25 protein-coding genes are annotated in these 24,809 nt (G+C 64.4%); 9 read left to right on the top strand and 16 right to left on the bottom strand.

Going from position 1 to position 24,809, the window contains the following annotated elements; genetic code table 11:
- Positions 1-22 precede the first annotated feature (22 nt).
- Positions 23-1,036: an ABC transporter ATP-binding protein gene (locus tag ABJO18_RS05550; protein ID WP_348515775.1), complete on the top strand. Its 1,014-nt coding sequence runs from the start codon at positions 23-25 to the stop codon at positions 1,034-1,036.
- Positions 1,037-1,134: 98 nt separating this feature from the next.
- On the opposite strand, the gene ABJO18_RS05545 is transcribed toward ABJO18_RS05550, so the two are convergent.
- The 7 genes from ABJO18_RS05545 to ABJO18_RS05515 all read right to left on the bottom strand — a co-directional run bounded on the left by ABJO18_RS05545 (position 1,135) and on the right by ABJO18_RS05515 (position 7,613).
- Positions 1,135-1,863, bottom strand: a complete 729-nt coding sequence (locus tag ABJO18_RS05545) for a hypothetical protein (protein WP_348515774.1) — start codon at positions 1,861-1,863, stop codon at positions 1,135-1,137.
- Between the two features lie 36 nt (positions 1,864-1,899).
- Positions 1,900-4,329, bottom strand: coding sequence for an N-6 DNA methylase (locus tag ABJO18_RS05540; RefSeq protein WP_348335848.1), 2,430 nt, complete (start codon positions 4,327-4,329; stop codon positions 1,900-1,902).
- Positions 4,329-4,625, bottom strand: coding sequence for a hypothetical protein (locus ABJO18_RS05535; protein WP_348335849.1), 297 nt, complete (start codon positions 4,623-4,625; stop codon positions 4,329-4,331). Before ABJO18_RS05535 ends, ABJO18_RS05540 begins: the two co-directional genes overlap by 1 nt.
- Before the next feature lie 502 nt (positions 4,626-5,127).
- Positions 5,128-6,201, bottom strand: a complete 1,074-nt coding sequence (locus ABJO18_RS05530) for a Glu/Leu/Phe/Val dehydrogenase dimerization domain-containing protein (RefSeq protein WP_348335850.1) — start codon at positions 6,199-6,201, stop codon at positions 5,128-5,130.
- Positions 6,202-6,315: 114 nt separating this feature from the next.
- On the bottom strand, positions 6,316-6,906 hold the full coding sequence (locus tag ABJO18_RS05525) for a uracil-DNA glycosylase family protein (RefSeq protein WP_348515773.1): 591 nt from the start codon (positions 6,904-6,906) through the stop codon (positions 6,316-6,318).
- Positions 6,893-7,150, bottom strand: coding sequence for a DUF3253 domain-containing protein (locus ABJO18_RS05520; protein ID WP_348335851.1), 258 nt, complete (start codon positions 7,148-7,150; stop codon positions 6,893-6,895). Before ABJO18_RS05520 ends, ABJO18_RS05525 begins: the two co-directional genes overlap by 14 nt.
- 28 nt (positions 7,151-7,178) lie before the next feature.
- Positions 7,179-7,613 (bottom strand): PaaI family thioesterase, encoded by a 435-nt coding sequence (locus ABJO18_RS05515; protein WP_348515772.1) that lies wholly within the window; start codon positions 7,611-7,613, stop codon positions 7,179-7,181.
- Between the two features lie 156 nt (positions 7,614-7,769).
- On the opposite strand from ABJO18_RS05515, the gene ABJO18_RS05510 reads away from it, so the two are divergent.
- The gene (locus ABJO18_RS05510; protein ID WP_348515771.1) at positions 7,770-8,492 is read left to right on the top strand and encodes an acyltransferase; all 723 of its coding nucleotides are present in this window, start codon (positions 7,770-7,772) and stop codon (positions 8,490-8,492) included.
- Positions 8,493-8,501: 9 nt separating this feature from the next.
- On the opposite strand, the gene ABJO18_RS05505 is transcribed toward ABJO18_RS05510, so the two are convergent.
- Complete coding sequence (locus tag ABJO18_RS05505; RefSeq protein WP_348335854.1) at positions 8,502-9,779, bottom strand: nucleoside transporter C-terminal domain-containing protein; 1,278 nt, start codon at positions 9,777-9,779, stop codon at positions 8,502-8,504.
- Positions 9,780-9,876: 97 nt separating this feature from the next.
- Between ABJO18_RS05505 and ABJO18_RS05500 the strand changes: the two genes are divergently transcribed.
- Entirely contained in the window at positions 9,877-10,071 is a 195-nt protein-coding gene (locus tag ABJO18_RS05500; protein WP_348515770.1) for a DUF1289 domain-containing protein, read from the top strand.
- A gap of 40 nt (positions 10,072-10,111) precedes the next feature.
- Positions 10,112-10,834, top strand: coding sequence for a TIGR02281 family clan AA aspartic protease (locus ABJO18_RS05495; RefSeq protein ID WP_348335856.1), 723 nt, complete (start codon positions 10,112-10,114; stop codon positions 10,832-10,834).
- Positions 10,835-10,882: 48 nt separating this feature from the next.
- Here the strand turns inward: ABJO18_RS05495 and ABJO18_RS05490 are convergent, their stop codons facing one another.
- The 3 genes from ABJO18_RS05490 to ABJO18_RS05480 form a co-directional block, all read right to left on the bottom strand.
- On the bottom strand, positions 10,883-11,698 hold the full coding sequence (locus ABJO18_RS05490) for a sulfite exporter TauE/SafE family protein (RefSeq protein ID WP_348335857.1): 816 nt from the start codon (positions 11,696-11,698) through the stop codon (positions 10,883-10,885).
- Positions 11,699-11,700: 2 nt separating this feature from the next.
- A complete protein-coding gene (gene dusA, locus ABJO18_RS05485; RefSeq protein WP_348515769.1) occupies positions 11,701-12,696 on the bottom strand; it encodes a tRNA dihydrouridine(20/20a) synthase DusA in 996 nt (331 codons plus the stop codon).
- A gap of 248 nt (positions 12,697-12,944) precedes the next feature.
- Positions 12,945-13,382 (bottom strand): DUF1330 domain-containing protein, encoded by a 438-nt coding sequence (locus tag ABJO18_RS05480; protein WP_348335859.1) that lies wholly within the window; start codon positions 13,380-13,382, stop codon positions 12,945-12,947.
- A gap of 49 nt (positions 13,383-13,431) precedes the next feature.
- Here ABJO18_RS05480 and ABJO18_RS05475 point away from each other — a divergent pair, with 49 nt between their 5' ends.
- The 5 genes from ABJO18_RS05475 to ABJO18_RS05455 all read left to right on the top strand — a co-directional run bounded on the left by ABJO18_RS05475 (position 13,432) and on the right by ABJO18_RS05455 (position 19,637).
- On the top strand, positions 13,432-14,031 hold the full coding sequence (locus tag ABJO18_RS05475; protein ID WP_348335860.1) for a TetR/AcrR family transcriptional regulator: 600 nt from the start codon (positions 13,432-13,434) through the stop codon (positions 14,029-14,031).
- A 64-nt stretch (positions 14,032-14,095) separates the two neighbouring features.
- Positions 14,096-14,647: a hypothetical protein gene (locus ABJO18_RS05470; RefSeq protein ID WP_348335861.1), complete on the top strand. Its 552-nt coding sequence runs from the start codon at positions 14,096-14,098 to the stop codon at positions 14,645-14,647.
- Between the two features lie 82 nt (positions 14,648-14,729).
- Entirely contained in the window at positions 14,730-16,307 is a 1,578-nt protein-coding gene (locus ABJO18_RS05465; protein WP_348515768.1) for an EAL domain-containing protein, read from the top strand.
- Positions 16,308-16,329: 22 nt separating this feature from the next.
- Positions 16,330-16,890, top strand: coding sequence for a response regulator (locus ABJO18_RS05460; RefSeq protein ID WP_291887898.1), 561 nt, complete (start codon positions 16,330-16,332; stop codon positions 16,888-16,890).
- A gap of 59 nt (positions 16,891-16,949) precedes the next feature.
- Entirely contained in the window at positions 16,950-19,637 is a 2,688-nt protein-coding gene (locus ABJO18_RS05455) for an ATP-binding protein (RefSeq protein ID WP_348515767.1), read from the top strand.
- Between the two features lie 29 nt (positions 19,638-19,666).
- Here ABJO18_RS05455 and ABJO18_RS05450 read toward each other — a convergent pair whose 3' ends face one another.
- From ABJO18_RS05450 to ABJO18_RS05430, 5 genes are all read right to left on the bottom strand, one after another.
- Positions 19,667-20,212, bottom strand: coding sequence for a periplasmic heavy metal sensor (locus tag ABJO18_RS05450; protein WP_348515766.1), 546 nt, complete (start codon positions 20,210-20,212; stop codon positions 19,667-19,669).
- A complete protein-coding gene (locus ABJO18_RS05445; protein WP_348509521.1) occupies positions 20,209-20,619 on the bottom strand; it encodes a hypothetical protein in 411 nt (136 codons plus the stop codon). Before ABJO18_RS05445 ends, ABJO18_RS05450 begins: the two co-directional genes overlap by 4 nt.
- Positions 20,616-21,269 carry an RNA polymerase sigma factor gene (locus ABJO18_RS05440; protein WP_348509522.1) on the bottom strand — a complete coding sequence of 218 codons (654 nt, stop codon included), beginning with the start codon at positions 21,267-21,269 and terminating at the stop codon, positions 20,616-20,618. Before ABJO18_RS05440 ends, ABJO18_RS05445 begins: the two co-directional genes overlap by 4 nt.
- A 29-nt stretch (positions 21,270-21,298) precedes the next feature.
- Complete coding sequence (locus ABJO18_RS05435) at positions 21,299-21,850, bottom strand: hypothetical protein (RefSeq protein WP_348509523.1); 552 nt, start codon at positions 21,848-21,850, stop codon at positions 21,299-21,301.
- A gap of 77 nt (positions 21,851-21,927) precedes the next feature.
- Positions 21,928-24,801 (bottom strand): bifunctional [glutamine synthetase] adenylyltransferase/[glutamine synthetase]-adenylyl-L-tyrosine phosphorylase, encoded by a 2,874-nt coding sequence (locus ABJO18_RS05430; RefSeq protein WP_348515765.1) that lies wholly within the window; start codon positions 24,799-24,801, stop codon positions 21,928-21,930.
- Positions 24,802-24,809 lie beyond the last annotated feature (8 nt).

The following is a 24,809-nucleotide window of genomic DNA, read 5'->3' as shown; positions in this document are numbered from 1 at the left end:
GGATACGCACACGAGCAGGGGATTGAGCATACGTGGCGCCCAGCGCCGCTATGTGAAGGAGACGGCCGCCCTGGCCGGCGCCGATCTCGATCTCGAGCCGGGCCGGATCACCGCCCTCCTGGGCCCCTCGGGCAGCGGCAAGTCCACCCTGCTGCGCGCCATTGCCGGACTGGAACGTCTCGATGGCGGCGAGATCCGCCTGGGCGACACGGTCTGGGCCGGGCCCGGCCGCCACCTCGCCCCGGAACGCCGCCGCGTCGGCATGGTGTTCCAGGACTATGCCCTCTTCCCGCATCTGGACGCCCTGGCCAATGTCGCCTTCGGCCTCAAAGGGCCCGACGCCAAGACCATCGCCATGGCCCAGCTGGAGGCCGCCGAGCTGGGACACAAGGCGAAAGCCTTCCCGCACGAGCTCTCCGGCGGCGAGCAGCAGCGCGTCGCCCTGGCCCGCGCCCTCGCCCCCGCGCCCGCCATCGTCCTGCTGGACGAGCCCTTCTCCGGCCTCGACCGCCGCCTGCGCCAGGAATTGCGCGAGCGCACCGTCGACACGCTGCGCCGCGCCGGCGCCACCGCCCTCATGGTCACCCATGATGCCGACGAGGCCATGGCCGTCGCCGACGCCCTCGCCCTGATGGACCAGGGCCGCGTCATCCAGACCGGCACGCCGGAACATGTCTGGACCCATCCGCACAGCGTCACCGCCGCCCGCCTTCTGGGCGATATCGAGGTCATCGAGGCCTTCATAAGGGCCGGCGCCGCCGGCACCCCGCTGGGCCCCGTCGCCACGCCGGACTTCAAAAACGGCTGCACCGTCTACGTTCTGGTGAGACCCCAGGCCATCCGCCTCACGCTGGCCGCAGACGGCCCCTTCACCGTGACCCGCCGCCGCTCCGCCGGCACACACCTCGCCTTCACGATCGAGAACGCCGAAGGCCAGAGCTTCACGACGCACACGCCGGTGCCGTCCAACCTGGCTGTGGGGGACCGGGTGGGCGTGGAGTTGGACGAGGCGTTTGTGACTGTGGTGGGGGCTTAAGGGGGGGGGCGTCTAGAGCGAGCCCCAGACATATCGCGCAGGCTGAAGCGGTTTATCGAGAAAATACCCTAGCTTCGGGTCCACTACTACGCGCAAAGTTATGCGATTTGTAGACGGTCTAACTCGGATGACAAATACGAAATTGTTTGGCGCAACCAAACCTGTAGGTCTTTAACCCGATCAGGACTGTGCGCATGATCGCAGTTGGGCGATGCTTTCCACCAAGCGGCGGCACTCGCGAAGTGGATGCGGCTAAGCTGCTGGTGAGACACTAGATCCCGCACGTCGTCGGTCGGAAGCTGGGGGATAAAGTCCCGAACGCCGCCATGATCGCCGTCCGAGAGTATTTTGCGGAGCATCGCCGCGCGCTCGCTAGCCCCTTCCTCAGAGAGGCTTTCCAAGGCATCGAACTGCCAATGGGGATGCCCCGCCTCACCCGCTTGATAGCCCAATTCGGCGCCGCCCCAATCAGCCCAACCGGCCCATTCCGCTCGGAACATCTGAGGCTTATACGCATCAAACTTCCAGCCAAAATGGACGGTCATTGATGCAGATCGGAAAATGAATCTCTTTCGTCCGCCAATCTCACGACCATAGCTCCATTCCTCTCTATAGCTAAGCCATGCCCAGAGCCCCTGTCCTAGGTGCTTCAGCGGTGCAACAAGAACCCCCGCTCTTCCACGGTTCCTCGAAATTCTCTCACACCCTTCACCCGCTAATGCCGCAACAGCAGGTGACATGCTCCAATTCACTTCAACATCTACCTGCGCGTGAACGTCAACCAGCTCGCTCAAAATTTCGGCGACCAGCTTGAAGTGTGCCTCCAAAGAGTTTCTCGTAACAGTTAGCGGCTGAGGCAAAACTCATACCTCATCGAAGACGTCTGCGCCGTATAGCTCGGTTACGATGCGATCAACCGCGAGATGCCAGTCTGGATCGCTAAGCCGTGGTTCTCGGCCTAAACTAATCAGCCGCGCAATAAGGCGACCGGCGCGCTGGTCTCGCGCTAATTCCACTAAGTTTGGAACAACTACGTTATTGACGTAACGAGGACTCAGATCGAACTGCCCGCCAGCGACGTGTGTTGAATAGAACTCAAGAATCTTTGAAAAGCGGCCAGAATTCAATAAAGCCGAATATGCACAGAGGAGATCGGCTGCAGGAACAACCTCAACTTGATCGTCCCCACCAAAATCCGACTCCCACTTGGGAAGCCACGCAAAACCTTGAACAGTGACGAACTCGGCCCGCAGATCAGTCGCAAAGCCACCCAGCCCACCGAAGTACTTTGAGATGATTCGGGCGCGCTCATCGGACGCCCAAGAAATCCGTCTTTCGGAAAGATCCCACCAATGCAGTGGTGCTCTTAGGCTTGCGCGTTGTACTAGGGTGGCACGGCGAGGCTCGAGATGCTTCCTGAAATAGGTCGGAAGTTTGCGGCGGAGAGCGTCCTCGTCTTCAATTTCAAGTTCCGCATCGCCATATGGGTAAAAGACCCAGTAGCTCTCTTCAATTCGACCATCCCGAATAGAGCTATTCATCACCGCGCGCCGAAAAAAGCGCCGCTCGCGTTGGGGAAGGGTAATAAACTGCGCTTGGTTCAGAATGAATGTCTTGTTGTCCCCAGTACGGACACCTTGCCGAATATCAAACAAGTCGGCCAATGTGGAAGCACCCGACTCAAGCAACCTACTAAGAGCAGCCTCCATTCTTGGTGATGACATGCGCCAATTTGGACGGTTTTTCAGCTTTTCTTTTGGAAGCTGAAAAATTTTCCAGGAACCATCCGGCGACTCAGCCTGATCGCTCGCGGGCATTCTTCGCAGCATTCGCAATGCATTGCCGGTCGCATCAGCGCTGTTGTTACTCACTACAGCCCGGAGCATATCATCTTGAGAATCTTCAGCGTCCGATCTGGTGACCACTGCCGCGGCGACCTGAACAAGGGCATGAGCAAAGAGCCCATATTCCCCTAGAGAGGCAAGAAGTCGAAGGTCCCCTCTCTCAAGAATGTCACGGCGCCATTCTTGTGCAGACTGCAGCGTTAGGAGGCTTGCCGGGAGCAATACACCCAAAACTCCACCATCATTTAGATTGTCCAAGGCTTTGGTAACGAACGCCATACTTAGGTCGGCGCGCCCCTGCTGGCGCGCGCCCAAGATTACTCGCACCTGGTCGCGCTGTTTTGGGCTTAGCGCACTCCACGCCATAAAGGGTGGGTTCATCACCACTACATCTGCCACCGGGAGTAACTCTTCCAGTGAATCGGCAGTTTCCAAATCGACAATGACGCCGCCGGCCGGTGACCAATCGGCAACGGCGTGATGAACAACAAATCTAGCCATAGCGATTGCTGCAGGCGAAATGTCTCGGCCGACCAAGCGCAGTCGCCCCGTATAGCCCATCCGCCGTAGGCTCCGAACAGCCTCTTGTAGAAAGGCACCGGATCCACATGCTGGATCCATTATGGTGAGCTCTTTACGGGTACACAGATTCTTGATTTGAGTGAGGGAGTTTTCAGCAATGCTGCGCGCTAACGGCGCTGGCGTGAAGTGTGCTCCGCCCCGCGTCACCGCTTTCGACTCCGCCAAGCCGGAATAACCGAACAAGTCTACACCTGGCGTGCGTACGAGCTCAAAATGAGCTTCTTGGAATATATCGGCACCGGCATGTCGCACTGCAAGCGATGGGAATAATTGAAAAGACTGAAGCGACGTGCGCATTCCGACTTCTTGCAACAGAGCATCCAAGCCGCCCGCAGGAAGGGCCTGAAGTAATTCGTCAACTGCACCGCGTTCCTGCGCCTGCTCCACTTTCCTTTCACGCTCGATTAGCGTGTCAAGAAAGGCTAGAAAAACATCAATGCTACGTTCGTCTGGGACACCCGCCTCGGCTACGAGCGAACGGACACCTTTGAAGAGCTGCAGGACATGTTCGACGACCCGTCGGGTTGAACGCACTCGGTCAGCCGTCAGGTATTCATAGAAGGACTCGATATGTGACTCGATGCTTGTTCGTGAGAACTCTTCCGCTCGCGGGTTATCCCAACGCCTTACCGCCACGACCCTTTCGCTGACGGTCACATGATGCGGAAGGTTGCTAGACCAAACCCAAGAGGCGGCCTGCGGCTCTCGCCAGATCGGCTCTTCCGTCTCGGACATAGCGAAGCTACCGAGCCCCCCATCCAAGAGGACCGTGTGCTCGTCCGGACGAGCAGCTTCGCCCGGCTCGAACAACGGCGCGGTGGCAAGCCCAAATCTCTTGGCCCAAGCTTTCGCAACTTCTCCAGCCATCAGGACACCGCCATGGTGGGGAATAACGGCAGTTGATCGGGCCGGGGCAACGACATCTTCCTCGCCAACACATCGAGATGCGGTTCAAGCGGAACCAAAACCCCTCCGGCACCAGCCTCCGTCATGTTCTCTATCAAGATCACATCCGTTGTGCTGGGAAAAAGAGCGCAGACCCGCCAGAGATTGAAAAAAGGAAGATGCTCAATCTTGTCACGCAGCTGCCTGGCTGCCGGTGCCCATGCCCCTGCCTCAGCTGCAAAATCTCTATGCAGAACCAAAAGGACGCGAAGCGCCAAGACGGTCTGCCAAGAGAATAGAGCGTTTTTCCCTGGACCATCCGCCTCTACGTCAGGGTCCAATAACCCTCGACGTCCGCGGCCAGTCCACTCGCGGAGCTGGCTCTTTGAAAGGCCGCTTAATGCAACCACGTCTGCGCTTTGAAAGAGTCTCATAACATCCACAGTGGGCATGATGCCCGCTATAGATGCCGCAGTTGCCTCTGGCTGTCCAGATTTGCGTAAGAATTGCGATGATTCACATCGAAACCGTAGAGGCCTTGGCACGATTGCTCACGTCCGAAACGGCCCTCCAATCTCGCGGGAACAATTCTCACAACAGTTTTGGGCCCGCTGCCTCCCAATTGGATCGTCCACAATCGAGGTGCGCTGGAGCAATCTGTGACCCACTAGGAGCGCTCTGCATTCGCCCCCCAAAAAAATCTGCCGCACCCAGGCGGGCGCGGCAGATCAAATTCACCATCAAAACCCCGGACACCCTCAGGCGTCCGGCGCTTGAAACCTACGCCACCTTGCCCAGCTTCGCAGCGCGCTTCTCCTCGATGCGCTGGCGGGCGATTTCGTCGGCGATGATGTTGGCGGGGCGGCCTTCATTGTTGGACTGGTCGAGGATCTCGCCCAGGGTCGCTTCCAGACCGTCCAGTTTGCCCTTCACCCATTCCGGATTGAAGTCGCCGGCGATCTCGCCCATCACATTGATGATGCCGCCGGCATTGATGACATAGTCCGGCGCATAGACGATGCCGCGCTTGAGGACTTCCGCACCCATCTCGCGCGTGGCGAGCTGGTTGTTGGCGGCGCCGGCGATCACTTTCGCCTTGATGCGGTCGATCGTGTCCGGATTGATGATCGAGCCGAGGGCGCACGGGGCGAAGACGTCGACATCCTGGTCGTAGATCTCGTCGAGACCGACAATGGTGGCGCCGTATTCCGCCTTCAGCTTTTCCAGCCCGTCCTGGTTGATATCGGTGATGAAGAGCTCGGCACCGGCCTTGGCCAGATGGCCGGCCAGATAGGTGCCGACATGGCCGGCCGCGCCCTGGATGGCGATCTTGACGCCGTTGAGGTCGCGCTTGCCCAGGCCGCGCTCGGCGGCCACCATGATGCCGCGATAGACGCCGTCGGCGGTCACCGGCGAGGGATCGCCCGAGGCCGCCTTGCCTTCCGGCAGGCCGACCACATGCTCGGTCGAGCGGCGCACGGCCATCATGTCGTCCGGGCTGACGCCGACATCCTCGGCGGTGATGTACTGGCCGTTGAGGCTTTCCACCGCGCGGCCGAAGGCCTCGAACAGCGCCTTGCGGTCGAAGGCGCCTTCCGGCTTCATGATCACGGATTTGCCGCCGCCGATGGGCAGGTCGGCCATGATATTCTTGTAGCTCATGCCCTGGGACAGGCGGAGCACGTCGGTCAGGGCCGCGTCCGAATTGGGATAGGACCACATGCGGCAGCCGCCGCAGGCCGGGCCGGAGGCCGTGGAGTGCACACCGATGATGGCCTTGAGGCCGGTCGTCTCGTCGGTGGCGAAAAGGATTTTCTCGTGATTGTCGAACGAAGCGTGCTCGAGAACACTCATTACGGGCATACCCTTTTTCAACGGTGGCAGCCCGTCCGCGGGCTGCGAAGTCGGGCCGTGGAATACCCGTTCGCGAGCCGCCTTACAAGCGCGCGAAAACACCCCGAATGCCGCTCAGCGTAATAATTCTTTCATGCGGCAGCGCAACATGGGGAGAATTTTTTCTTCGAACCACGGATTCTTCTTCAGCCAGACATTATTTCGCCAGGAGGGATGGGGGAGCGGCAGAAATTCCGGCCCGTACGCATCGCCACGGCGGACGGTTTCGGTCAGTGTTTGCTGCATCCGCGAACCCAGATGGAAGCGCTGGGCATACTGTCCCACCAGCAGGGTCAGGCGCACATCCGGCAGGGCCGCGCGCACCCGCGCCTGCCACAAGGGCGCGCATTCCTTGCGCGGCGGCAGGTCGCCGCCCTTTGCGTCGAGACCGGGAAAGCAGAAGCCCATCGGCACGATGGCGATGCGGGATGTGTCGTAGAAGGTGTCCTCGTCCACCCCCAGCCAGTCGCGCAGCCGGTCGCCGGACGGATCGGTGAAGGGCTTGCCCGAGGCATGCACCCGCGTGCCCGGCGCCTGGCCGATAATCATGATGCGGGCGGTGGGGGCGGCCCGGATCACCGGGCGCGGTTCATGCGGCATGGCCTCCGCGCACACGCGGCAGGCGCGGATCTCGTCCAGCAGCGGATCGAGATCAGGCGCGGCCAATCCGCCAGACCCCCTTGAAATTCTCCGGATCCTCGACCGGCTTGCCCTTGCGCAATATCGTCACCTCGCCGCGCCGGGCCAGCCGGATCGCCGCCTGGCGCACATGGCCGAACTGGCGGTTGAAACGCTCCGGATCGATCGCCTTGGCGACATCGGCCGGCGAGATCGAGCGCCCCTCGGGCGCGGCCGCCACGAGTTTCACGATGATCGCCTCGATCGGATCGCTGCCTTCGGTCTCGCTCATCTTGCTGTCCTTCGCTCGGTGCGCCTCGTTAGCGCGATGGCGGAATGGAATAGGTCGCACTGGCCTGTGCGATCAAGTCGTCGCTGCCGTCCGCCGTGATGTCGCAATCGGTGACGACCAGCCGCTTGCCCAGTTTCAGGATGCGGCAGCGGGCGATCAGCTCGCCGGGGCCGGCCTTGGTCAGGAAGTTGATATTGAGATTGGTCGTCACCGCCAGCGCCTGCGGTCCGATATGGCCGAGGATCACCACATAGGCGGCAAAGTCGGCCAGGGAGAACAGCGTCGGTCCGGAAACGGTGCCGCCGGGGCGCAGATGTGTGGCATCCGTGCGCGCCCGGACGATGGCACGGCCGGGTTCGATCGTGTCGATGGTGAAGATCCGGCCCGCGCGGTTCATCTCCGGAAAAACCTCCTCCAGGAAGCCGGTCACCGCTTCGGCCGTCATCGCGACCTCATATGTCACTGGGCGTTACTCCCGTGTTGCGCCTATGGGGCAGTTATGGGGGTCTTATGTACCCGCTGCGAGACAAGTATGAAGCGGTATTGTCTCATGGGCGTCCAGGCTGCGAAACGCCGGACGCCGAACGCGCCGGATGGATATAGGGAGCGCCGGGACAAAATGAAACGGGACCACCGCCCCTACTGGATGCACCGCGCCTGGGAAGCGTATGAAAACGCCTGGACGGGCCATTTCCTAGCCCCCCACTTTGCCGCGCTGGGCATCGAGCCGAAAGTCGTATGTCCCTGGCATGTCGAGGTTTTCGGCCCCAACATCACCGCCGGCGACCGCCTGCACATCGTCGCCAACAAGGCCGATCCGGTCCGGCTCACCGTCTGGTCGCCGCAGACCCAGGCCGGGCGGATCGATATCGGCAACAATGTCTTCATGGCCGGCGGCACCCGCCTTCTCGCCGCCGGCGAGATCGAGATCGGCGATGACTGCCTGATCGCCAACAAGGCCACGATCTCGGACTGCGACTGGCACTCCATCCACGACCGCGTCGACCCGGCGCCGGCCTGGAAACCCGTGAAACTTCAACGCAATGTCTGGATCGGCGACGGCGCCTTCATCGGCAAGGGCGTCACCATCGGCGCCCACTCCGTCGTCGGCGCCCGCTCGGTCGTCACCCGCGATGTCGAGCCCTGGACCATCGTCGCCGGCAATCCCGCCAAAGTGGTCAAGCGCATCGATCCGGACGCGCCGATGAAGACCCGCAGCGATCTCTACGCCGATGCCGAAGGCCTGCACCGCTTCTTCGACACCGCCTATCGCCAGGCCCTGAAAGGCAATTCCACCCCCGGCTGGCTGCGCAGCCGTCTCTGGCCGAAACGCGGCGACTGACTCCGCAAATTAGCCGAACAAGCCCGCCGGCAGAACGCCCACGGCAGCGCCTGTCATCAGCGTTGCCAGCGTGCCCGAGATCAGCGCCCGCGGGGCCAGCTGCAGGATGTCCTCGCGGCGCGACGGCGCAATCGCCACCAGGCCGCCGGTCAGGATGCCGACCGAGGAAAAGTTGGCGAAACCGCACAGCGCATAGGTCATGATCAGGCGCGTGCGCTCGGACAGCTCACCGCCGACCCGGGACAGCTGGTCATAGGCATAGACCTCGTTCAGCGCCGTCTTCAGCCCCATCAGCGAACCGGCCTGGGTGGCCTCGCTCCAGGGGATACCCGCCAGCCAGACGACCGGTGCGAAGACCCAGCCAAGGATCCGGTCGGCCGAGAGCGGCGCACCGAACACATCCGGGAAAAGCCCGAGCAGCACATTCACCAGCGCGACCAGGGCGGTAAAGACCAGCAGCATGAAGATGATGTTGAAATACAGACGGATACCGTCCGACACACCGGTCGTCAGCGCGTCCATCGAGGAGTGGTAGATCGGCGTCGGGATCTTCTCTTTCTGCAGCGCCTCTTCGGAGACCGGCTCGGCCGGCATCATCAGGCGCGACAGAAGAACCGCCGCCGGAACCGAGATCAGCGAGGCGGTGAAGATATGCCCCGCCGCCCCGTCGATCACGCCGGTCAGCTGGCTGACATAGAGCGCCATTACCGATCCGGCGACGGTGGAGAAGCCCACCGTCATGATGAGGAAGAGGTCCGACCGGGTCATGTCCGGCAGGCGCGGCCGGATCAGCACCGGGCTTTCCGTCATGCCCAGGAAGATATTCGCCGCGGCGCCCAGACTGGCCGAACCGGACAGGTTCAACAGGCGCCGGAAGGCTGCCGCGAACCCGCGCACCAGGAATTCCAGGATCCGCCAGCGCCACAGCAGGGCCGACAGCGCCGACAGCACGATCACCATCGGCAGGGCCTGGAAAGCGAAGAGAAAACCCGAGCCGCCGGCCGGGTCGTTTTCCCAGGGCGCCTCGCTGCCGGCCAGATAGCCGAACACGAATTGCGCGCCCTCATTCGTCACCTCCTGCAGCACGGCGACGACGCCGGTCAGCGATTGCAGGAAAGCCCGGAAGGGCGCGACGGAATAGAGCAGCCAGGCGATCAGCAATTGCAGGGCGATGGCACCGACCAGCAGCACCACGGAGATCTTCTTGCGCGGGCCGAGCAGCCACGCCACGCCCGCAAGAGCAAAAAGTCCCACAAAGCTGCGGGCCTGCAGCACCAGATCGTCCATGAATGTCCCCAGGCAGATAAAGGCGGGACAATATTCCGGCAGGCCCCGCCGCCGCAAGCACTTGCCACAATGAAGACCACACGGAATGCTGCGATGCATGGACCGCACCCCGATCACGACACCCTGTGTGAAAGTCTGTTTCGTCGACCCCAAGGCCGGCGTCTGCCTGGGCTGTTTCCGCACCATGGAGGAGCTGGGATGCTGGACCCGCTATTCGGACGCGGAGCGCGACGCGATCATGCAGGCCCTGCCGGAGCGGGAAGCGGCCTATCGCCGGGCACGGGAGGCGTGATGCGTCCGGCCGCCTCATTCACCACAGGGGGCCGCTGAGCATGCAGCATCTGGTCACCCGCTTCGCCCGCCCGGCCCTGCTGGCCGCCCTCGCCCTGCTCACCCTGAGACTGGTGCTGTGGCCGTTCTGGGACAGCCTCGATCCGTCCCTGCGCCTGCTTGCGGCAGCGGCGATCATGCTCCTGCTGCTGATTGCCCTGTTCGGTGCCGGTTTCGCGCCCGCAGGTGCCCGCCACCGCAACCTCGTCACATGGCTGAGTATCGCGGCCATGATCGGTGTCATCCCCATCTTCGACCATGATTTCGAAGACCTGGAATATCAGCGCACCTGGCTCGCACCGCCGGCCGCCGTGAGCTCCCAGGCCGGGCAGGATAATGCCGCTGGCGCACCGCGGAATGACGGACCCATCGTGCTCAACCGCCAGCGGGACGGGCATTACTATATCGAGGCCGAGATCAATGGCGCCCGGGTTCCGTTTCTGGTCGATACCGGCGCCAGCGGCATCGCCCTGACGCTCAGCGATGCCGGACGTATCGGCATCCGCACCCACAGGCTGGATTTCTCGATACCGGTATCGATGGCATCCGGCGAAGCCATGGCCGCGCCGGTGACGATCCGGTCGCTCGATCTACAGGGGCGCCACTTCGAAGAGATCCCGGCCGTTGTCATGCCCGGCGGCGAGATCTCGCTGCTCGGCATGTCGGTACTGGAACGTTTCAGCTCGCTGGAAATCCGCGAGAACCAGCTGATCCTGCAGCCCTAGGCAGACTCGTTTCCTGCGGAACCGGTTTCCACTTCACCTGATCACGCTTTAGCCGCCGATCACCGCTTCGCGCACCAGCATGAAGCCGACGACGACCAGTCCGATAGCGAAGAGACGCTTCAGCGTCCGTTCCGGCAGGTCGTGCGCCAGCTTGGCCCCCACCGGCGCAACGAAAAAGGCGCAGCTGGCCAGAAGCGCAAAGCCGGGCCCGTTCACATAGCCCAGCGACCAGGGCACGACTTCATGCCCCCAGCCATTGACGATGAAGCCGATCGCACCGGGCGCCCCGATCGCGACGCCGAAACCGGCCGCTGTGGCCACGGCCTGCCGGATCGGCTTGCCGCACAGCGTCATCAGGGTAACGCCCATGACGCCGCCGCCGATGCCCATCAGCGCCGAGAACGCCCCGATCGTGCCCCCCAGACCGATGCGGGTGATCCCGCCTGGCATGTCCTCGCGCAGCGTCCAATCGGGCCGGCCGAAAAAGAATTGCAGGGACAGCAGCATCGCCATGCCGCCGAAAATGCCGGTCAGCATGCGGCCGGAAAGATAGTGCGCGATGACTGTCCCGATCAGCGTGCCCGCGACGATCCAGGGCGCCCATTCGCGCAGAACCTGAAAATCCACCGCGCCGCGCTTGGCGTGGGCGGAGACGCTGCGCAGCGAGGTCGCGACAATCACTGCCAGCGAGGTCCCGACCGCGACATGCATCACCCGCGGATCCTCATAGCCCAACGAATTGAAGGCGAAATAGAGCGCCGGCACCATGACGATGCCGCCGCCAATGCCGAACATGCCCGCGATCAGGCCGGCAAACGCGCCGGTGGCGGCCATCGCCAGGACCAGAATCCAGATATCCTGCATCGCTATGCCGCCTCGTCTTGCGGCACGACCGCCGCCAGTGCCTCGTCGATGACTTCAAGACCCGCGCCGCGCTTCGGCGCCTTTTCCGACAGGATGCGCCGCCACAGACGGGCACCGGGCTGGCCGGTGAAAAGGCCCAGCATATGGCGTGTCATGTCGTGCAGACGCGTGCCCTTGCCCAGCTGGCTTTCCAGATAGGGCCGGTAGGCGTCGACCGCCTCGACACGGCTGGCAAGCGGATCGGCCTTGCCGAACAGCCGGCTGTCGGCCTCGGCCAGGATCCAGGGCGTGTGATAGGCGGCGCGGCCGAGCATCATCCCGTCCAGCGATGCCGTTTCCGCGAGCCCCTGTTCAAGGGTTTCCAGACCGCCATTGAGGATGATCTCCAGCTCCGGGCGCTGCGCCTTGAGGCGGCGCACCAGATCATAATCGAGCGGCGGAACCGTGCGGTTTTCCTTCGGGCTCAGACCTTTCAGCCAGGCCTTGCGGGCGTGCACGGTGAAGCTTGTCACTCCGGCCGCCGCGACCGTCTCGACGAAATCGAACAGGGCGACTTCGGGGTCCTGCTCGTCGACGCCGATCCGGCACTTCACCGTGACCGGTACCGACACCGCATCCTGCATCGCCTTCACGCAATCGGCGACGAGTGCCGGCTCCTGCATCAGACAGGCCCCGAAGCGGCCCGACTGCACGCGGTCGGACGGGCAGCCGACATTGAGATTGATCTCGATATAGCCGAACCCCTCGGCAATCCGGCCGGCCTTGGCCAGATCGGCCGGATCGGAGCCGCCCAGCTGTATGGCCACGGGATGCTCGGCCGGGTCGAAACCGATCAGCTTCTCGCGATCGCCATGGATCACCGCCTTGTCGACGGCCATTTCGGTGTAGAGCAGCGCGCCTTTCGTCAGGACACGGTGAAACGCCCGGCAATGCCGGTCGGTCCAGTCCATCATCGGGGCCACGGAAAGGCGGCGGTCGGGCGTGCGGGCTGCAGTCATGCGCGCCATTTAGCGCGGACCGCACGCCGAACCAAGTCACGGCGGCGCATATCGCTTATGATCGCAAGATCAACGGCCCCCGGCCGCATCGCTGAACACGATTGCCGCTTCGCCAAACGCAGCGCTATACCGCCTCTGCTTTTCCCGGCTGATCGTGCGCCCCCGAACAGGCTCGATTGCCGAATTTCGCACGGCTGTTTCCTGATCCGGACGCGGGATCCCGTAGCATGCCCTGTAGATCGACCCCGCTATCCCCGGCTGAAGATCACCCGCTGACGCTCGCACGCTGCATGCCTGTGAGGGAAGGCCTTGCGGTATTCCGGATCGTCGAACAGGGCGAGCAAGGCCACAGTGTCGGGATAGTGCCCGATCGCGATCATGTCCCAGCCGGCATCGTCGCCGACGAAACTGCCGCCATACCCGCCGACATGGAGGAAATGTCCGCCGGCGCGCTCCAGCGCCGGCATGCTGACCGACGCGTAGCGCGCAAATGCATCCTGACCGCTCACGTACTCTCCGCCGGGATAGAGGGCCCGTTCGCGGAACTTGAAGAAATTGACGAGCACGACCGGCCTGTCCTGCGGCCCGTCGAGCACGGTGCGCCATTGCCCGGCATCCGGCGACGCGCCATCCGAACCATCGCCATAGGCCCGCACCAGATCCGCAATCCGCTCATTGACGTTCATCGCCATTCTCCATAATTTGACACGTGTAAATAAATGGGAAATTTGACACGTGTCAAGAACACCGAAACTCGCCCGGACCCGCGCCGAGATTCTCGACGCGGCGTGGGCCCTCATTTCGCAGAAGGGCGCCGAGGTCTCGATCGCCGAGATCGCCCGCGCTGCCGGGATCTCCCGGCAATCGGTCTATCTTCATTTCGGAACCCGCGGCGGCTTGCTGATGGCGCTCGTCCAGCGGGCCGACGAGCGTTTCTCCATCCGGGAAAAGCTGTTTGCCTGCTTCGAGATATCCGATCCGCAGGACCGGCTCCGCGGCGCCATCCGCGTGTGGCTGGACTTCGTGCCGGAAATCCTCCCGGTCGCCCGCGACCTGATCCGGCTGCGCGACACCGATGCCGAAGCCGCTGCCGCCTGGGAAGACCGCATGGCCGATCTTCGATCCTGGCTCGGACAGCTCGCCGCATCGCTCGATCGCGACGGCGCGCTCGCCGGCGGCTGGTCGGTTTCCGAGGCCGCCGACTATCTCTGGGCCGCGACGAGCGTTCAGAGCTGGAGCCTGCTCGTCAGCGACTGCCGATGGCCGACCACGCGCGCCGACGCCGTTCTCACGGATGCGGCCTGTGCCGCCCTGCTCGGCAAAACATCAAATTAGACCTGTTCGCTTCACGCCATTTCAATCCGGGTCTGCTTTCCTGCAGCGGCGAGGGAGGCATTTCATGGCCAAGGCAATCTATCACAAGCATCAGCGCGTATTCGTCCGCCCGGTCGGAACCTGGGCGCTCGTCGAGCAGGTCAAGCCGCAATGGGTGAAGGATGTCGAGGAGCCGGTGCGGGTCTATTACGACTGCGGGCTCGGCCGGGATTTCGTGGCTGACGAGCTCGCTGCAGAGCAAGCCGACGAGATCGACACGGCGAGCTGGCGCGTCCTGCGCGCCCGCAACAAGTGGCAGTCCGTCGAGGAATGCGGCCACCACCCCTATCCCGGCACTTTCCCGGTCGTGGTCACCGAGAGCATGGACTGGGGTGGCTGGCGCGTGCCGGCTGCGGAATACGATCGCGACCCCTCGCGCATCGAGGGACAGGCCCGGCTGATCGCCAACGCACCGCACCTGATGGCGATTGCCGAGCAACTCGCAAAACTGGCCAGCGAAGACGGCGAACTGCCTCCGGCGTTAGCCAAGTTGAGCCACGAAGCGAGTAAAACGCTGCGGGAAATCAACACGAAACCTTCCAGCAAGGATAACGGCAAGTCACGCCAGGCCGCGTAGGCGACCGGTAAAAATTTAATCGCCTTCTAACGTTTAGCTGTGAATTTGAGCGATCTGTCTTGAACGGGGTCGGGCTGCTCTCATGTCGTTAGTCGAACAACGCAATCGCTTTTTGTCCTTCGCCTTTGCTTCGGCCGATATTCTTGTCGAAACGGACCCCTCCTGCCGCATCACCTACACGGCCGGCGCTGTCGCAGCCCTCGGCTCCAGTCCGGCGGGCGCCGAAAGCGACGGTGTGGGCGATCCGCTTGAAAGCCGCATCGACCGCACCTCGCGTCCGATCCTCAAGGCGCTGGTGCGCCGGCTGAAGCCCGGTCACCGGCTCGGTCCTGTCCGCATCACGATCGATGGGCGCGAGGCTCAGCTTTGCGGCTGGTCGCTGGGCGATGACGAGCGCATCCGCTGGTCGATCTCCTTCAACGCCATGCACGCGCCGGACGATGTCGACCCCCAGGCCTTCGAGCGCAGTGCCGAAGGTGCCATCGCGTCAGCCCGCAATATCGGCACAGACTTGGCCATGTCGGTCCTGCGCATCGAGGCCGGCGACGATATCGAGCGTCTGGTCGGTCCGGCCAATGCCGAACAATTGCGCACATCCGTGGCCGCCTCCTGCGCCCTGGCCATCGGCAATGACGGCGTTGCCCGGCAGATCGACGCGGCACGCACCGCGCTGATCCACGCCCGCTCCGTCGATCTGGCGGCCTTGCGCGATGAGGTCGCGGCAACACTCAAGGGGTTCGACCTCGGCGAGGCCGATGTGCGGATCGAGTCGGTCTGCGATGCGCCGGAGCTGGAACCGGAAATTGCCGTTCAGGCCTTCCTGCACGCGATCAATGAAGCCGCCGACAGCGGCAAGGCCCTCGACGTGATCTCGTTGCAGGAGACCGCCGACCGCCTGATGCACGAAACCCGCAAACGCATGACCGAGCTGCGCACGACGATTGCCGGCCGCGTGATCGAGCCGCACGCCCAGCCCATCGTCGACCTGGAAACCGGCAAGGTGCATCACTACGAGCTGCTGCTGCGCCTGCCCGGCGGACGGCCGATCGAGGAAAGCGTGGGGTTCGCGGAAAGCACCGGCCTGATCCACGAAATCGACTATGCGATGACCGAGATCGCGGCGCAGTTCCTGCGCGAGGATTTCGACCGCCCTGCCCTGGCCGTCAACCTGTCCGGCAAATCCCTGACCAACATGGCCTGGGCCAAGAAATTCCTGGCGCTCCTCGCCGATCTGAAGATCGATCGCAGCCGGCTCATGTTCGAGCTCACCGAGACCGCCTCGGTGAAGAACATCAAGGCCGCCAACAATATCATCGCCAAGATCCGCGAGCGCGGACATGCGGTCTGTCTCGACGACTTCGGCGCCGGTGCAGCGGGCTTCCATTATCTGCGCGACTTCCCCGCCGATGTGGTGAAGATCGACGGTTCCTATGTCCGCAACGCCTCACGCTCCGAACGCGACACCATACTGCTGCGCGGGATGATCGACCTTTGCAACGCCCTGGGTACTGAAACCGTTGCGGAAATGATCGAAAGCGAAACGTCAGCGAAACTGATGCGGGAGCTTGGCGTTCGGTACGGACAGGGTTTCTATTTCGGTAAGCCTGTTGCGCTAAAAGAACTCAAGGATCCGCGAATCAACAAAACGCGGGCAGCTTGAGCCAAACCACGAGACCGCCGCCATGGCCGCAGATTTCAGCCGCGTCAGGACGCTTATCGTCGACGACAACACCTACATGCTGACGATCCTGCGAACGATTCTGCACGGGTTCGGGATCAAGCAGATCTACGAGTCGCGCGATCCGGCGGAAGCCTTCGACATGGTGCGTTCGGACTCGATCGACATCATCATCACCGACTATCAGATGGACATTCTGGACGGGCTCGACTTCGTGCGCCTGGTGCGCACGGCCGACGACAGCCCCAACCCGCTGGTGCCCATCATCATGCTGAGCGCCTATTCCGAGCGCTCCAAGGTCATGGCGGCACGCGACGCCGGTGTGACGGAGTTCTGCTGCAAGCCGATTACCGCGAAGGAGATGTTCTCCAAGATCGCGGCGGTGATCAACGAACCCCGTCCCTTCATCCGGAACCGCCATTACTTCGGCCCTGACCGGCGCCGGAACGATCCGGACAAGTCGACCTACAAGGGACCGGAAAGACGCAAGAGCCGCCAGAAAGCGGCCGCCAAGGACGAGGGTGGGGAAACAGAAGGAACGAAGCCGGCGCAGACCGGCTCGTGACGCCAAGCCCGGTGTCGACAGCACAGACCGACACACCCTAGTTTGAGACCATGAATCACATGCGGTTCGATACGCGCCCGTCCACGGACAAGGCGACCCGCACCCCTTCGCCGGGCGAGACGGGGAAGGTGCGTGCGTCGAAACGCGGAACCGGCGCGCTGTGGATCGTCATGGCGGTGCTGCTCTTCACCCTGGCCTATGGCGGCATTCTGCTGGTCAAGATCCAGCAGGAGCGCGAGACGCTGATCACCGAGGCCGAGCGCTCGCAGGCCAATGCCGCCGGCTATCTGGCCGAACGTGTCACCGCCCGCATCGCGGAAGCCCGCTATGCCCTCGCCTTCGCCAGCGCCGACCTGCGCGACACGCCGATCGACGAGATCGTGCCGGCTGCACGCGCACGGCTGAGCGCGATCGGCGACTCCGACCTCGTCGAGGACGTCGCCATCCTGCTGCCCGACGGCCGCACCATCGCCGCTGCCAATCCGGGCGACGGGCTGCGTGAAATGGCCGGTCAGGCGCTCGACGCACCATCGGGCCTGACGGCGGAAATCGTTGAAGGCCAGCCGGCGCACCTGGTGCTTGCCGTGCCGGTGCAGCTGTCAGACGGCACGGTCGGCGCCTTCGTGGCCCGGCTCGCGACCGATCTCGTCCTGCCGGACTGGGGTGATGAACGCGTGGTCGCGCTCGCCGACAGCAATGGCGGCATGCTGGCCATCCGTCCGCAGATGCGCAGCGTGCGCGCCGGGACGCCGCTGGCCTCGCGCTTCGGCCTGGATGACGCCTTTGTCGACCGCCTGGCCGGCGAAGGCGGCGGTGCAACCTCGGACGCCCGCTTCGGCGAAGAACGCGTGACCTTTGCCGTTGCGCCGATCGCGGGGACCGAGCTGCGCGTCTATGCGCTCGGCGCGATGCGGATCAACCAGAACGCCTGGTACCGCACCATCTCCTTTTACGGCCTGATGTTCATCGCACCCATCTTCGTTGCGATGGGGCTCAGCGCGCTCGTCTTCACGCAGATGGGCCGCTTGCGCTCGACCCGCCAGCAGCTCGAGGACAATGAGCAGCGCTTCCGCGTCGCCATCGAGGGCGCGCGCTGCGGTGTCTGGGACTGGAATCCGGAAGCCGACACCGTCTTCATCACCGACAGCCTGGCGCGGATACTCGGCATGGAGACTGCCCTGGAGTGCAGCGGCAGCGAATTCCTGCGTCTCTTCTCCAAGCCCGACCGCGAACGCCTGCGTGCCGCGATGCGCGGGGCCCCGGCTGGCGGCGAGGTCGATCTGGAAGTGCTCGCCGCGCATGCCGCGGTGTGGCTGCAGATGCGCGGACGCATCCTGCCCGGCGCCGTCGGCAGCGACCAGGCCCGGATCGTGGGCGTGGCCATCGACATCACGGATCGCAAGGGTGCCCAGGCCCGCGTCGTGGCCGCCGAAAGCCGGCTGCGCGCAGCGCTGGAATCCATGTCGGAGAGCTTTGTGCTGTGGGACTCACGCCACCGCCTCGTGCTGTGGAACCGCAAATTCCGCGACGCCTTCGACTTCTCTGACGGCATGCTGAAGCCGGGCATGAGCTATGCCGCGGTCGAGCAGGCCGCCGCGCGGGCGATCAAGACCGTTCATGGCGGCACGGAAAACAAGGCGGCCTACGAGATCGAACTCGCCGACGGGCGCTGGCTGCACTATTCCGACCGCGCCACGGCCGATGGCGGCATGGTGAGTGTCGGCGCCGACATCACCGATCTCAAGCACCACGAAGCCGCCCTGACCGAAAACCAGGCCCAGCTGCGCAAGACCGTCGAGGATGTGAAGCGCTCGCAGGCCCGCATTGCCGATCTCGCCCGCAAGTACGAGGCCGAGAAGATCCGCGCCGAGGAAGCCAACCGCTCCAAGTCGGAATTCCTGGCGAATATGAGCCACGAGCTGCGCACACCGCTGAACGCCATCAACGGCTTCTCCGAGATCATGCTCAAGGAGATGTTCGGCCCCCTGGGTGACGAGCGCTACACCGGCTACATGAAGGACATCCTGACGTCCGGCCAGCACCTGCTCGAGCTGATCAACGACATTCTCGATATGTCGAAGATCGAGGCCGGCAAGATGCAGCTCCAGCCGGAGCCGACCGATGCGAGCGAGCTGATCGGGCAATGCGTGCGCATCGTCCGCGGCCGCGCCGAGGAGAAGCGCCTCCAGCTGCGCGCCGATGTGTCGGACCTGCCGGAAATGGAGCTCGATCCGCGCGCCTTCAAACAGGTGATGATCAATCTGATCTCCAACGCGGTGAAATTCACGCCGGAAGGCGGACGCGTCACGGTGCGCGGCTTCCTGTCCGGCGTCGGTGTCGCTTTCCAGGTCTCCGATACGGGTATCGGTATCGCCAAGGAGGACCTGCCCCGCCTCGGCCGTCCGTTCGAGCAGATCGAGAACCAGCACTCCAAGAGCCACCAGGGCTCGGGCCTCGGTCTGGCGCTGTCCAAATCGCTGATCGAGCTGCATGGCGGCACGCTGACCATCGACTCGGTTCTGGGTGAAGGCACGACGGTGAATGTCGTGATGCCGATCAGCCAGGACCAGCCGATCGACCTCGACGCGCTCGCCGAGATCGAGGCCGACGCCTATTCCGACATCGACGGCAATGACGATATCAACCGTGTCGAGGCGCTGTTGTCCGAAGCGATGGATGACGGTTTCGATGCCGATGACGAGTTCGTCGACAGTGCAACCACGGCACGGATCGCCGCGGGCGAATAGCTCCGCCAATCAGATCTGAGCTGCTGCGCCTATTCGGGGCGGGGCCCTTCAGGACCGCTTCCTTCGCGGTCTGGCCGTGACCGGCCGTGGTCATGACGGCCCCGGTTCCGGGACGCATCGAGGACCTCGATGCGTGTTTCCGCATCCATCTCGGCCAGTAGATCGAACATCACCCCTTGCAGCCCCAGCTCCAGCGCTTCGCGCGAAGTGCGCAGTCGCTCGAGTGCATCGGCGGCGGCGTCCCGGTCGAAGGTTTCCGCGCGCACCGCGGTCTCGAAATCTTCCTTGGCCTGTCGGCTCTGGGCGAACAGGGCCCGGATCTCGTCGATATTGTCGCGCGCACGCTGACGCGCCTCCTCGCGGGCATCGTCCGGCAGGGCAAACAGCATGTCGCGCATGTCAAAGCCTGCGCGGCGGGAATCGTGATGCCGGCGCTCACCGCGCCCGCGGTCTTCGTCTTCTGCCTGCCGCCAGTCCGGGCCTTCCGTCGTGCGGTGCAGGAGGAAGCCGGCCAGCACGCCATTGGCGAGAACCGAGACCAGAAGGGCGGCGATCCAGGGTGTGGACGGTTTCAAACGTCATCTCCCAGCCAGGTGATCCAGTCTTCGTCCAGACCGGCATAGGCATCCGCCGCGGCATATAGTGTCGGGGTCACCGGTTCGGTGACCGTCAGGGCGCCGCTGGCAAAGCCGATGAAGGCCCCCACCAGAAGGGCTGCCGCAGCGGCAGCCGGGATCTGCCAGCGCACAGCCGCCGCCGGCGCCGGAAAGCGGTTGAGGATACGGCGTTCGAGCAGTTCGGAGGGTTGAGCGTCGGGTCCGCCAAGCCAGTCATCCAGCAGGGCTTCGGCCTGCAAGGCGGCGTCGGCGACATCCGGATGCGCATCCGCAAAGGCCATGGCGGCGGCACGTTCAGCCTCGGGCCAGCGGGCCGGATTGGCGCCGTAGGCCTCAACGATCTGGATAAAGCGTTCTTCGGTCATTGCGTTGCACCGTAGCGGGCATCTCTCTGCCCTGTATAGCTGGCCATCAGGTCCGGGGCATCCCCGGTCAGAATGGCCTTCAGTTTGCGCCGGCCGCGGGCCAGCAGGGATTCCATGGCCTCGACAGAGACCGACATGATGTCCGCCGCGTCGATATTGCTCATGTCCTGGAAGTGGACGAGTTCGAGCGCCTGACGCTGCCGGTCCGGCAATTGCGCCATCGCAGCGGCAATCCGGTCGCCGCTTTGCGCACGGGTCATCGCCGTCTCGGCATCCGGCGCACTGTCGATCTGTTCCGGCGGCGTGTCGGTCAGCACTTCGCGCCGCCGGCGCAGCCGGTCATAGCAGAGATTGATCGCAATCCGGCACATCCAGGTCGAGACCCGGGCCGAACCGGCCTGCCAGCGTGGCGCGGCTTTCCAGACCCGTATGAAGGTCTCCTGCGCGATATCCTCGGCCTCCATCTCGTCATTCAGCATGCGACGAGCGAGACCGAGAATACGCGGCAGGTTGCGCGACATGAGCAGGCGGGCGGCCGACCGGTCACCGCGGCCGACGCGGACGATCAGGTCCGCATCGTCCGGTTCGCCGGCCGGATCGCGGACACGGCTTGAAGCCTGGCTTTCTCCAGCCGCCGTGTCGTCGTCCATGCCGCGCCCGTCAAACATCGCGATGGCGCTTAGTCACGCCACCAGAAGCGGCGATCCTGACGGCGCTCGACCGAAGCGTCCAGCTCCGCCGGCGTCACGACACCGTCTTCGTCAGCATCGAGACGGTTGAACAGGCGGTTCTCGCGTTCCAGGAATTCGGCGCGGGAGATCCGGCCATCCTCGTCGGCATCGGCGCGCATATGGCGCGGCCCGCCTTCGGAACCGCCCCGGCGACCCCAGCGGCGGCCTTCGCCGTCTCCGGCGCGCCCGGCGCGTTCCTCAGCCCGGATGGCACGCATGCGGGCATGGACGGGCGACTGGTCGGCCTCGTCGAGATAGCCGTCGGAATTGCGATCCATCCAGGCGAACATTTCCGCCTGCAGGCTGTCCACTTCGGCCCGTGTGATGGAATTGTCGCCATTGGCGTCGGCTGCTCGCAGCACCATCATGGCATGGCCATGACCGCCATCGCGACCGCCGCCATGTCCGCGCATGCCGCCGGGACCGGCAGCCTCGGCCGCAGCACCGGCCAGCATCAGGGTCGAACCGGCGAGCAGAACGATCATCTTGGTGTGTTTCATGACAGAATTTCCTTGTCCTTGATCACCTCGCTGACCCTTCAACGCCGGTGGCAGGAAATTCCGTCGCGGCCCCGTCGTCAGATTTTTCCGACATGGCGGCGGAAGCATTTGCGCACCCGCGCAGCGCGGCTCTCCAGCGCGGTTTCGAGTTCCGGCAGACTGCCCACACCGGCCAGTCCGGCAAAGCGTTCGGCAAACCCGGCGCTCGCCGCCGACGGATCGAAACCGGACCCGTGCGCACTTCTCATCAGCTGCAGCAGTCCGAGATAGAGATCCAGCGACGCCGCGAGAAATTCGGCATCCTCGCCCGGCAGCGCACCGCAATCCGCCAGGGCCGCCAGCGCAGCGCGGGTCGACGGCCGCAGCACGTCCTTTTTCGAGGCATGCACCAGCTGCAGGGTCTGGGCGATGAATTCGATATCCTGGATGCCGCCCGCCCGCGCCTTGATATCCCAGGGCCCGCGCGCCGGCTTGGCTTCCTCGAGACGTTTGCGCATGGCCAGCGCATCCTCGCGCACACCCCGGGCGTCCCGCGGCTGGGTCAGCGCGTCGCGCATGGCCGCACTCACCCGCTCGGACAGGGCCGCGTCACCCGTCACGACTCGCGCCCGGGTCAGGGCCATCATCTCCCAGGTCCAGGCCTCGCCGGGATAATAGGTCTCGAAACGCGCGACACTGACTGCAACCGGCCCGGCCTTGCCCGATGGCCGCAACTGCATGTCGACCTCGAACAGCTCGCCCTCTTCGGTCGGCGCCGAGAGCGCCGAAATCAGACGCTGGGCGAAGCGGCCGAACCAGGACTGGGCATCGCCCTCGCCTTCATAGACGATCATGATGTCCAGATCGCTGTCCGAGGCGAGTTCGCGGCCGCCCAGCTTGCCCATGCCCAGAACCGCGAACGTGCCCGGCATCGCGCCGAAACGGCGCTCGGTTTCCGCCTGCGCCGCCCGCGCCATCGCGGCCAGGGAAATTTCCGCCATCGACGAGAAGGCCGCACCGGCCTGTTCGGCACTGACTGTGCCCCGAAGAACCTGCGCGCCGATCCGGAAGCGTTCCTCACGCACCAGGCGGCGCGCAATATTGAGGGCGTCTTCGTAGCCGCCGGCCCGCGCCAGCGCCTCCGACAGCAGGGTGCCGAACGCATCGGGGCCCTCATCTGCCAGCGGGGCGGTGAAACGCCGGTCGAGCATGGCGTCGAGCAGGTTGGGCCGGCGGGCCAGGTCGGTGGCCATGCGCGGCGCCAGCGTGATGATCGATACAAGATCGGCGGCCAGCCCCGGCTCGTTCGACAGCAGGGAGAGCGGCTGCACACCCATGGGCAGGTTTTCAAAGAAGCCCGCAAACCGGACCAGTGCCGCGTCAGGCTCTCCGGTCGCGGCCATGCGGTCGACAAGCTGCGGTGCAATCCGGGCAAAGAGCGAACGCGCCCGCGCCGTGCGGACCGCACGAACGCGCCCGGCAGCCCAGCCATTGAGACGTTTCCAGACGGCTTCGGGCTCGGCAAAGCCCAGCCGTTCCAGCGTCGCGAGCGTGTCCGGCGTCGGCTCGACACCGGTCAGGATCAGCGATCCGGCTTCCGATGCCAGCGGCTCGTCATCCTCGAACTGGTCGGAAAAATGCCCGTGTACCCGCCGCAGGCAGGCCTCCACCGCACTGTCGAAGGCCGGAAGATCGTCATACCCGGCCATGGCGGCGATGGCAGCACGATCCTCATCGCCTTCGGGCAGGGTCTGGCTGGCTTCGTCCTGGCGCATCTGCACGCGGTGCTCCCACGCGCGCAGCCGGCGATAGTCAGCTGTCAGGGCATCGACCACGCCCGCCTCGACCACATCGGCCCCGCACAGCGCCCGCAGCGCATCCAGTGTTGCGGGCAGGCGCAGCGCCTCGTTTCGTCCGCCGAATACGAGCTGCGGGATCTGGGCATAGAACTCGATCTCGCGGATCCCGCCGCGCCCGAGCTTGAGGTCATGCCCGGCAGGCCGCACCTCGGCCCGACGGCCGACAGTCTGGATCTGACGCGCGAGGCCGCGGATATCGTCGACGGCGGCGAAGTCCAGCGAGCGGCGCCAGATAAAGGGCTGCATGTGGCGCAGGAAGGCCTCTGCCGCTGCGAAATCGCCGGCACAGGCGCGCGCCTTGATCCAGGCGGCCCGCTCCCAGGTCTGGCCGAGGCTCTCGTAATAGTTCAGCGCCGCTTCGGTCGAGATCACCACCGGTGTGGCGCCCGGATCCGGCCGCAGACGCAGGTCGACGCGGAAGACATAGCCGTCTGCCGTGATCTCCTGCAGCGTACGCGCCACGGCCTGGACGAGGCGGGGCAGACGCTTGCGCGGTTCCTGGTCCTCCGGCAGCACCAGTGCGTCGGCGTCGTAGAGCACGACCAGGTCGATATCGGAGGAGTAGTTCAGGTCGCCGGTACCCATCTTGCCCAGCGCAAGGACGAAGAGGCCGGGCAGCGGGTTGTCGGCCGCTTCCGGCGGAAAGGCCCGCCCCTGCCCGGCCAGCAGCCGCACATGCCCCGCCAGGGCGCCGGCCACGGCGGCATCCGCAAAGCGGGTCATCGCTGCGGTGACCTGTTCGACGGACCAGATGCCCGCCAGGTCTGCCAGGCCGATCACCAGATGGGCGTCGGCCTTGGCCTGACGCAGCGCCCGGTCGAGCGCGTCGGCATCGGGCGCGGCTTCACCGGCAATGCGGGCATTGTCGATCGCGTGATCGATCAGGCTCTCCGGCGGCTCGACCGCACACGCGGCCAGTGTCGCCGGACGCCGCTGGGCCAGTCGCGCCAGATAGGGCGCGGCGTCGAAAACCGTATCCAGAAAGGCCTGCGCCGGCGCGATCTGCGACCGTACGGCCTCGGGCAGTCCGTCGAACACGTGGGCACACCGTCCGGGCTTGCGGCCTGGCAGGGGCTTGCGCTCTGCGTCGAGAATGGGAGCCGTGTGTGTCATCACAGGCA

Origin of the sequence: Maricaulis sp., from assembly GCF_039978735.1 — a bacterium.
In the GTDB taxonomy this organism is placed as follows: domain Bacteria; phylum Pseudomonadota; class Alphaproteobacteria; order Caulobacterales; family Maricaulaceae; genus Maricaulis.
The sequence above is the reverse complement of the archived record's forward strand: the minus strand, read 5'-3'. Positions and strand labels throughout refer to the sequence as shown.

Coding starts and splice junctions, on each gene's coding strand:
- ABJO18_RS05540 (WP_348335848.1), bottom strand. CDS start 4,329: ATGGCTGGAGAAGTTGCGAAAGCTTGGGCCAAGAGATTTGGGCTTGCC.
- ABJO18_RS05530 (WP_348335850.1), bottom strand. CDS start 6,201: ATGAGTGTTCTCGAGCACGCTTCGTTCGACAATCACGAGAAAATCCTT.
- ABJO18_RS05520 (WP_348335851.1), bottom strand. CDS start 7,150: ATGAGCGAGACCGAAGGCAGCGATCCGATCGAGGCGATCATCGTGAAA.
- ABJO18_RS05510 (WP_348515771.1), top strand. CDS start 7,770: ATGAAACGGGACCACCGCCCCTACTGGATGCACCGCGCCTGGGAAGCG.
- ABJO18_RS05505 (WP_348335854.1), bottom strand. CDS start 9,779: ATGGACGATCTGGTGCTGCAGGCCCGCAGCTTTGTGGGACTTTTTGCT.
- ABJO18_RS05500 (WP_348515770.1), top strand. CDS start 9,877: ATGGACCGCACCCCGATCACGACACCCTGTGTGAAAGTCTGTTTCGTC.
- ABJO18_RS05495 (WP_348335856.1), top strand. CDS start 10,112: ATGCAGCATCTGGTCACCCGCTTCGCCCGCCCGGCCCTGCTGGCCGCC.
- ABJO18_RS05490 (WP_348335857.1), bottom strand. CDS start 11,698: ATGCAGGATATCTGGATTCTGGTCCTGGCGATGGCCGCCACCGGCGCG.
- dusA (WP_348515769.1), bottom strand. CDS start 12,696: ATGACTGCAGCCCGCACGCCCGACCGCCGCCTTTCCGTGGCCCCGATG.
- ABJO18_RS05480 (WP_348335859.1), bottom strand. CDS start 13,382: ATGAACGTCAATGAGCGGATTGCGGATCTGGTGCGGGCCTATGGCGAT.
- ABJO18_RS05470 (WP_348335861.1), top strand. CDS start 14,096: ATGGCCAAGGCAATCTATCACAAGCATCAGCGCGTATTCGTCCGCCCG.
- ABJO18_RS05465 (WP_348515768.1), top strand. CDS start 14,730: ATGTCGTTAGTCGAACAACGCAATCGCTTTTTGTCCTTCGCCTTTGCT.
- ABJO18_RS05460 (WP_291887898.1), top strand. CDS start 16,330: ATGGCCGCAGATTTCAGCCGCGTCAGGACGCTTATCGTCGACGACAAC.
- ABJO18_RS05455 (WP_348515767.1), top strand. CDS start 16,950: ATGCGGTTCGATACGCGCCCGTCCACGGACAAGGCGACCCGCACCCCT.
- ABJO18_RS05445 (WP_348509521.1), bottom strand. CDS start 20,619: ATGACCGAAGAACGCTTTATCCAGATCGTTGAGGCCTACGGCGCCAAT.
- ABJO18_RS05440 (WP_348509522.1), bottom strand. CDS start 21,269: ATGGACGACGACACGGCGGCTGGAGAAAGCCAGGCTTCAAGCCGTGTC.
- ABJO18_RS05435 (WP_348509523.1), bottom strand. CDS start 21,850: ATGAAACACACCAAGATGATCGTTCTGCTCGCCGGTTCGACCCTGATG.
- ABJO18_RS05430 (WP_348515765.1), bottom strand. CDS start 24,801: ATGACACACACGGCTCCCATTCTCGACGCAGAGCGCAAGCCCCTGCCA.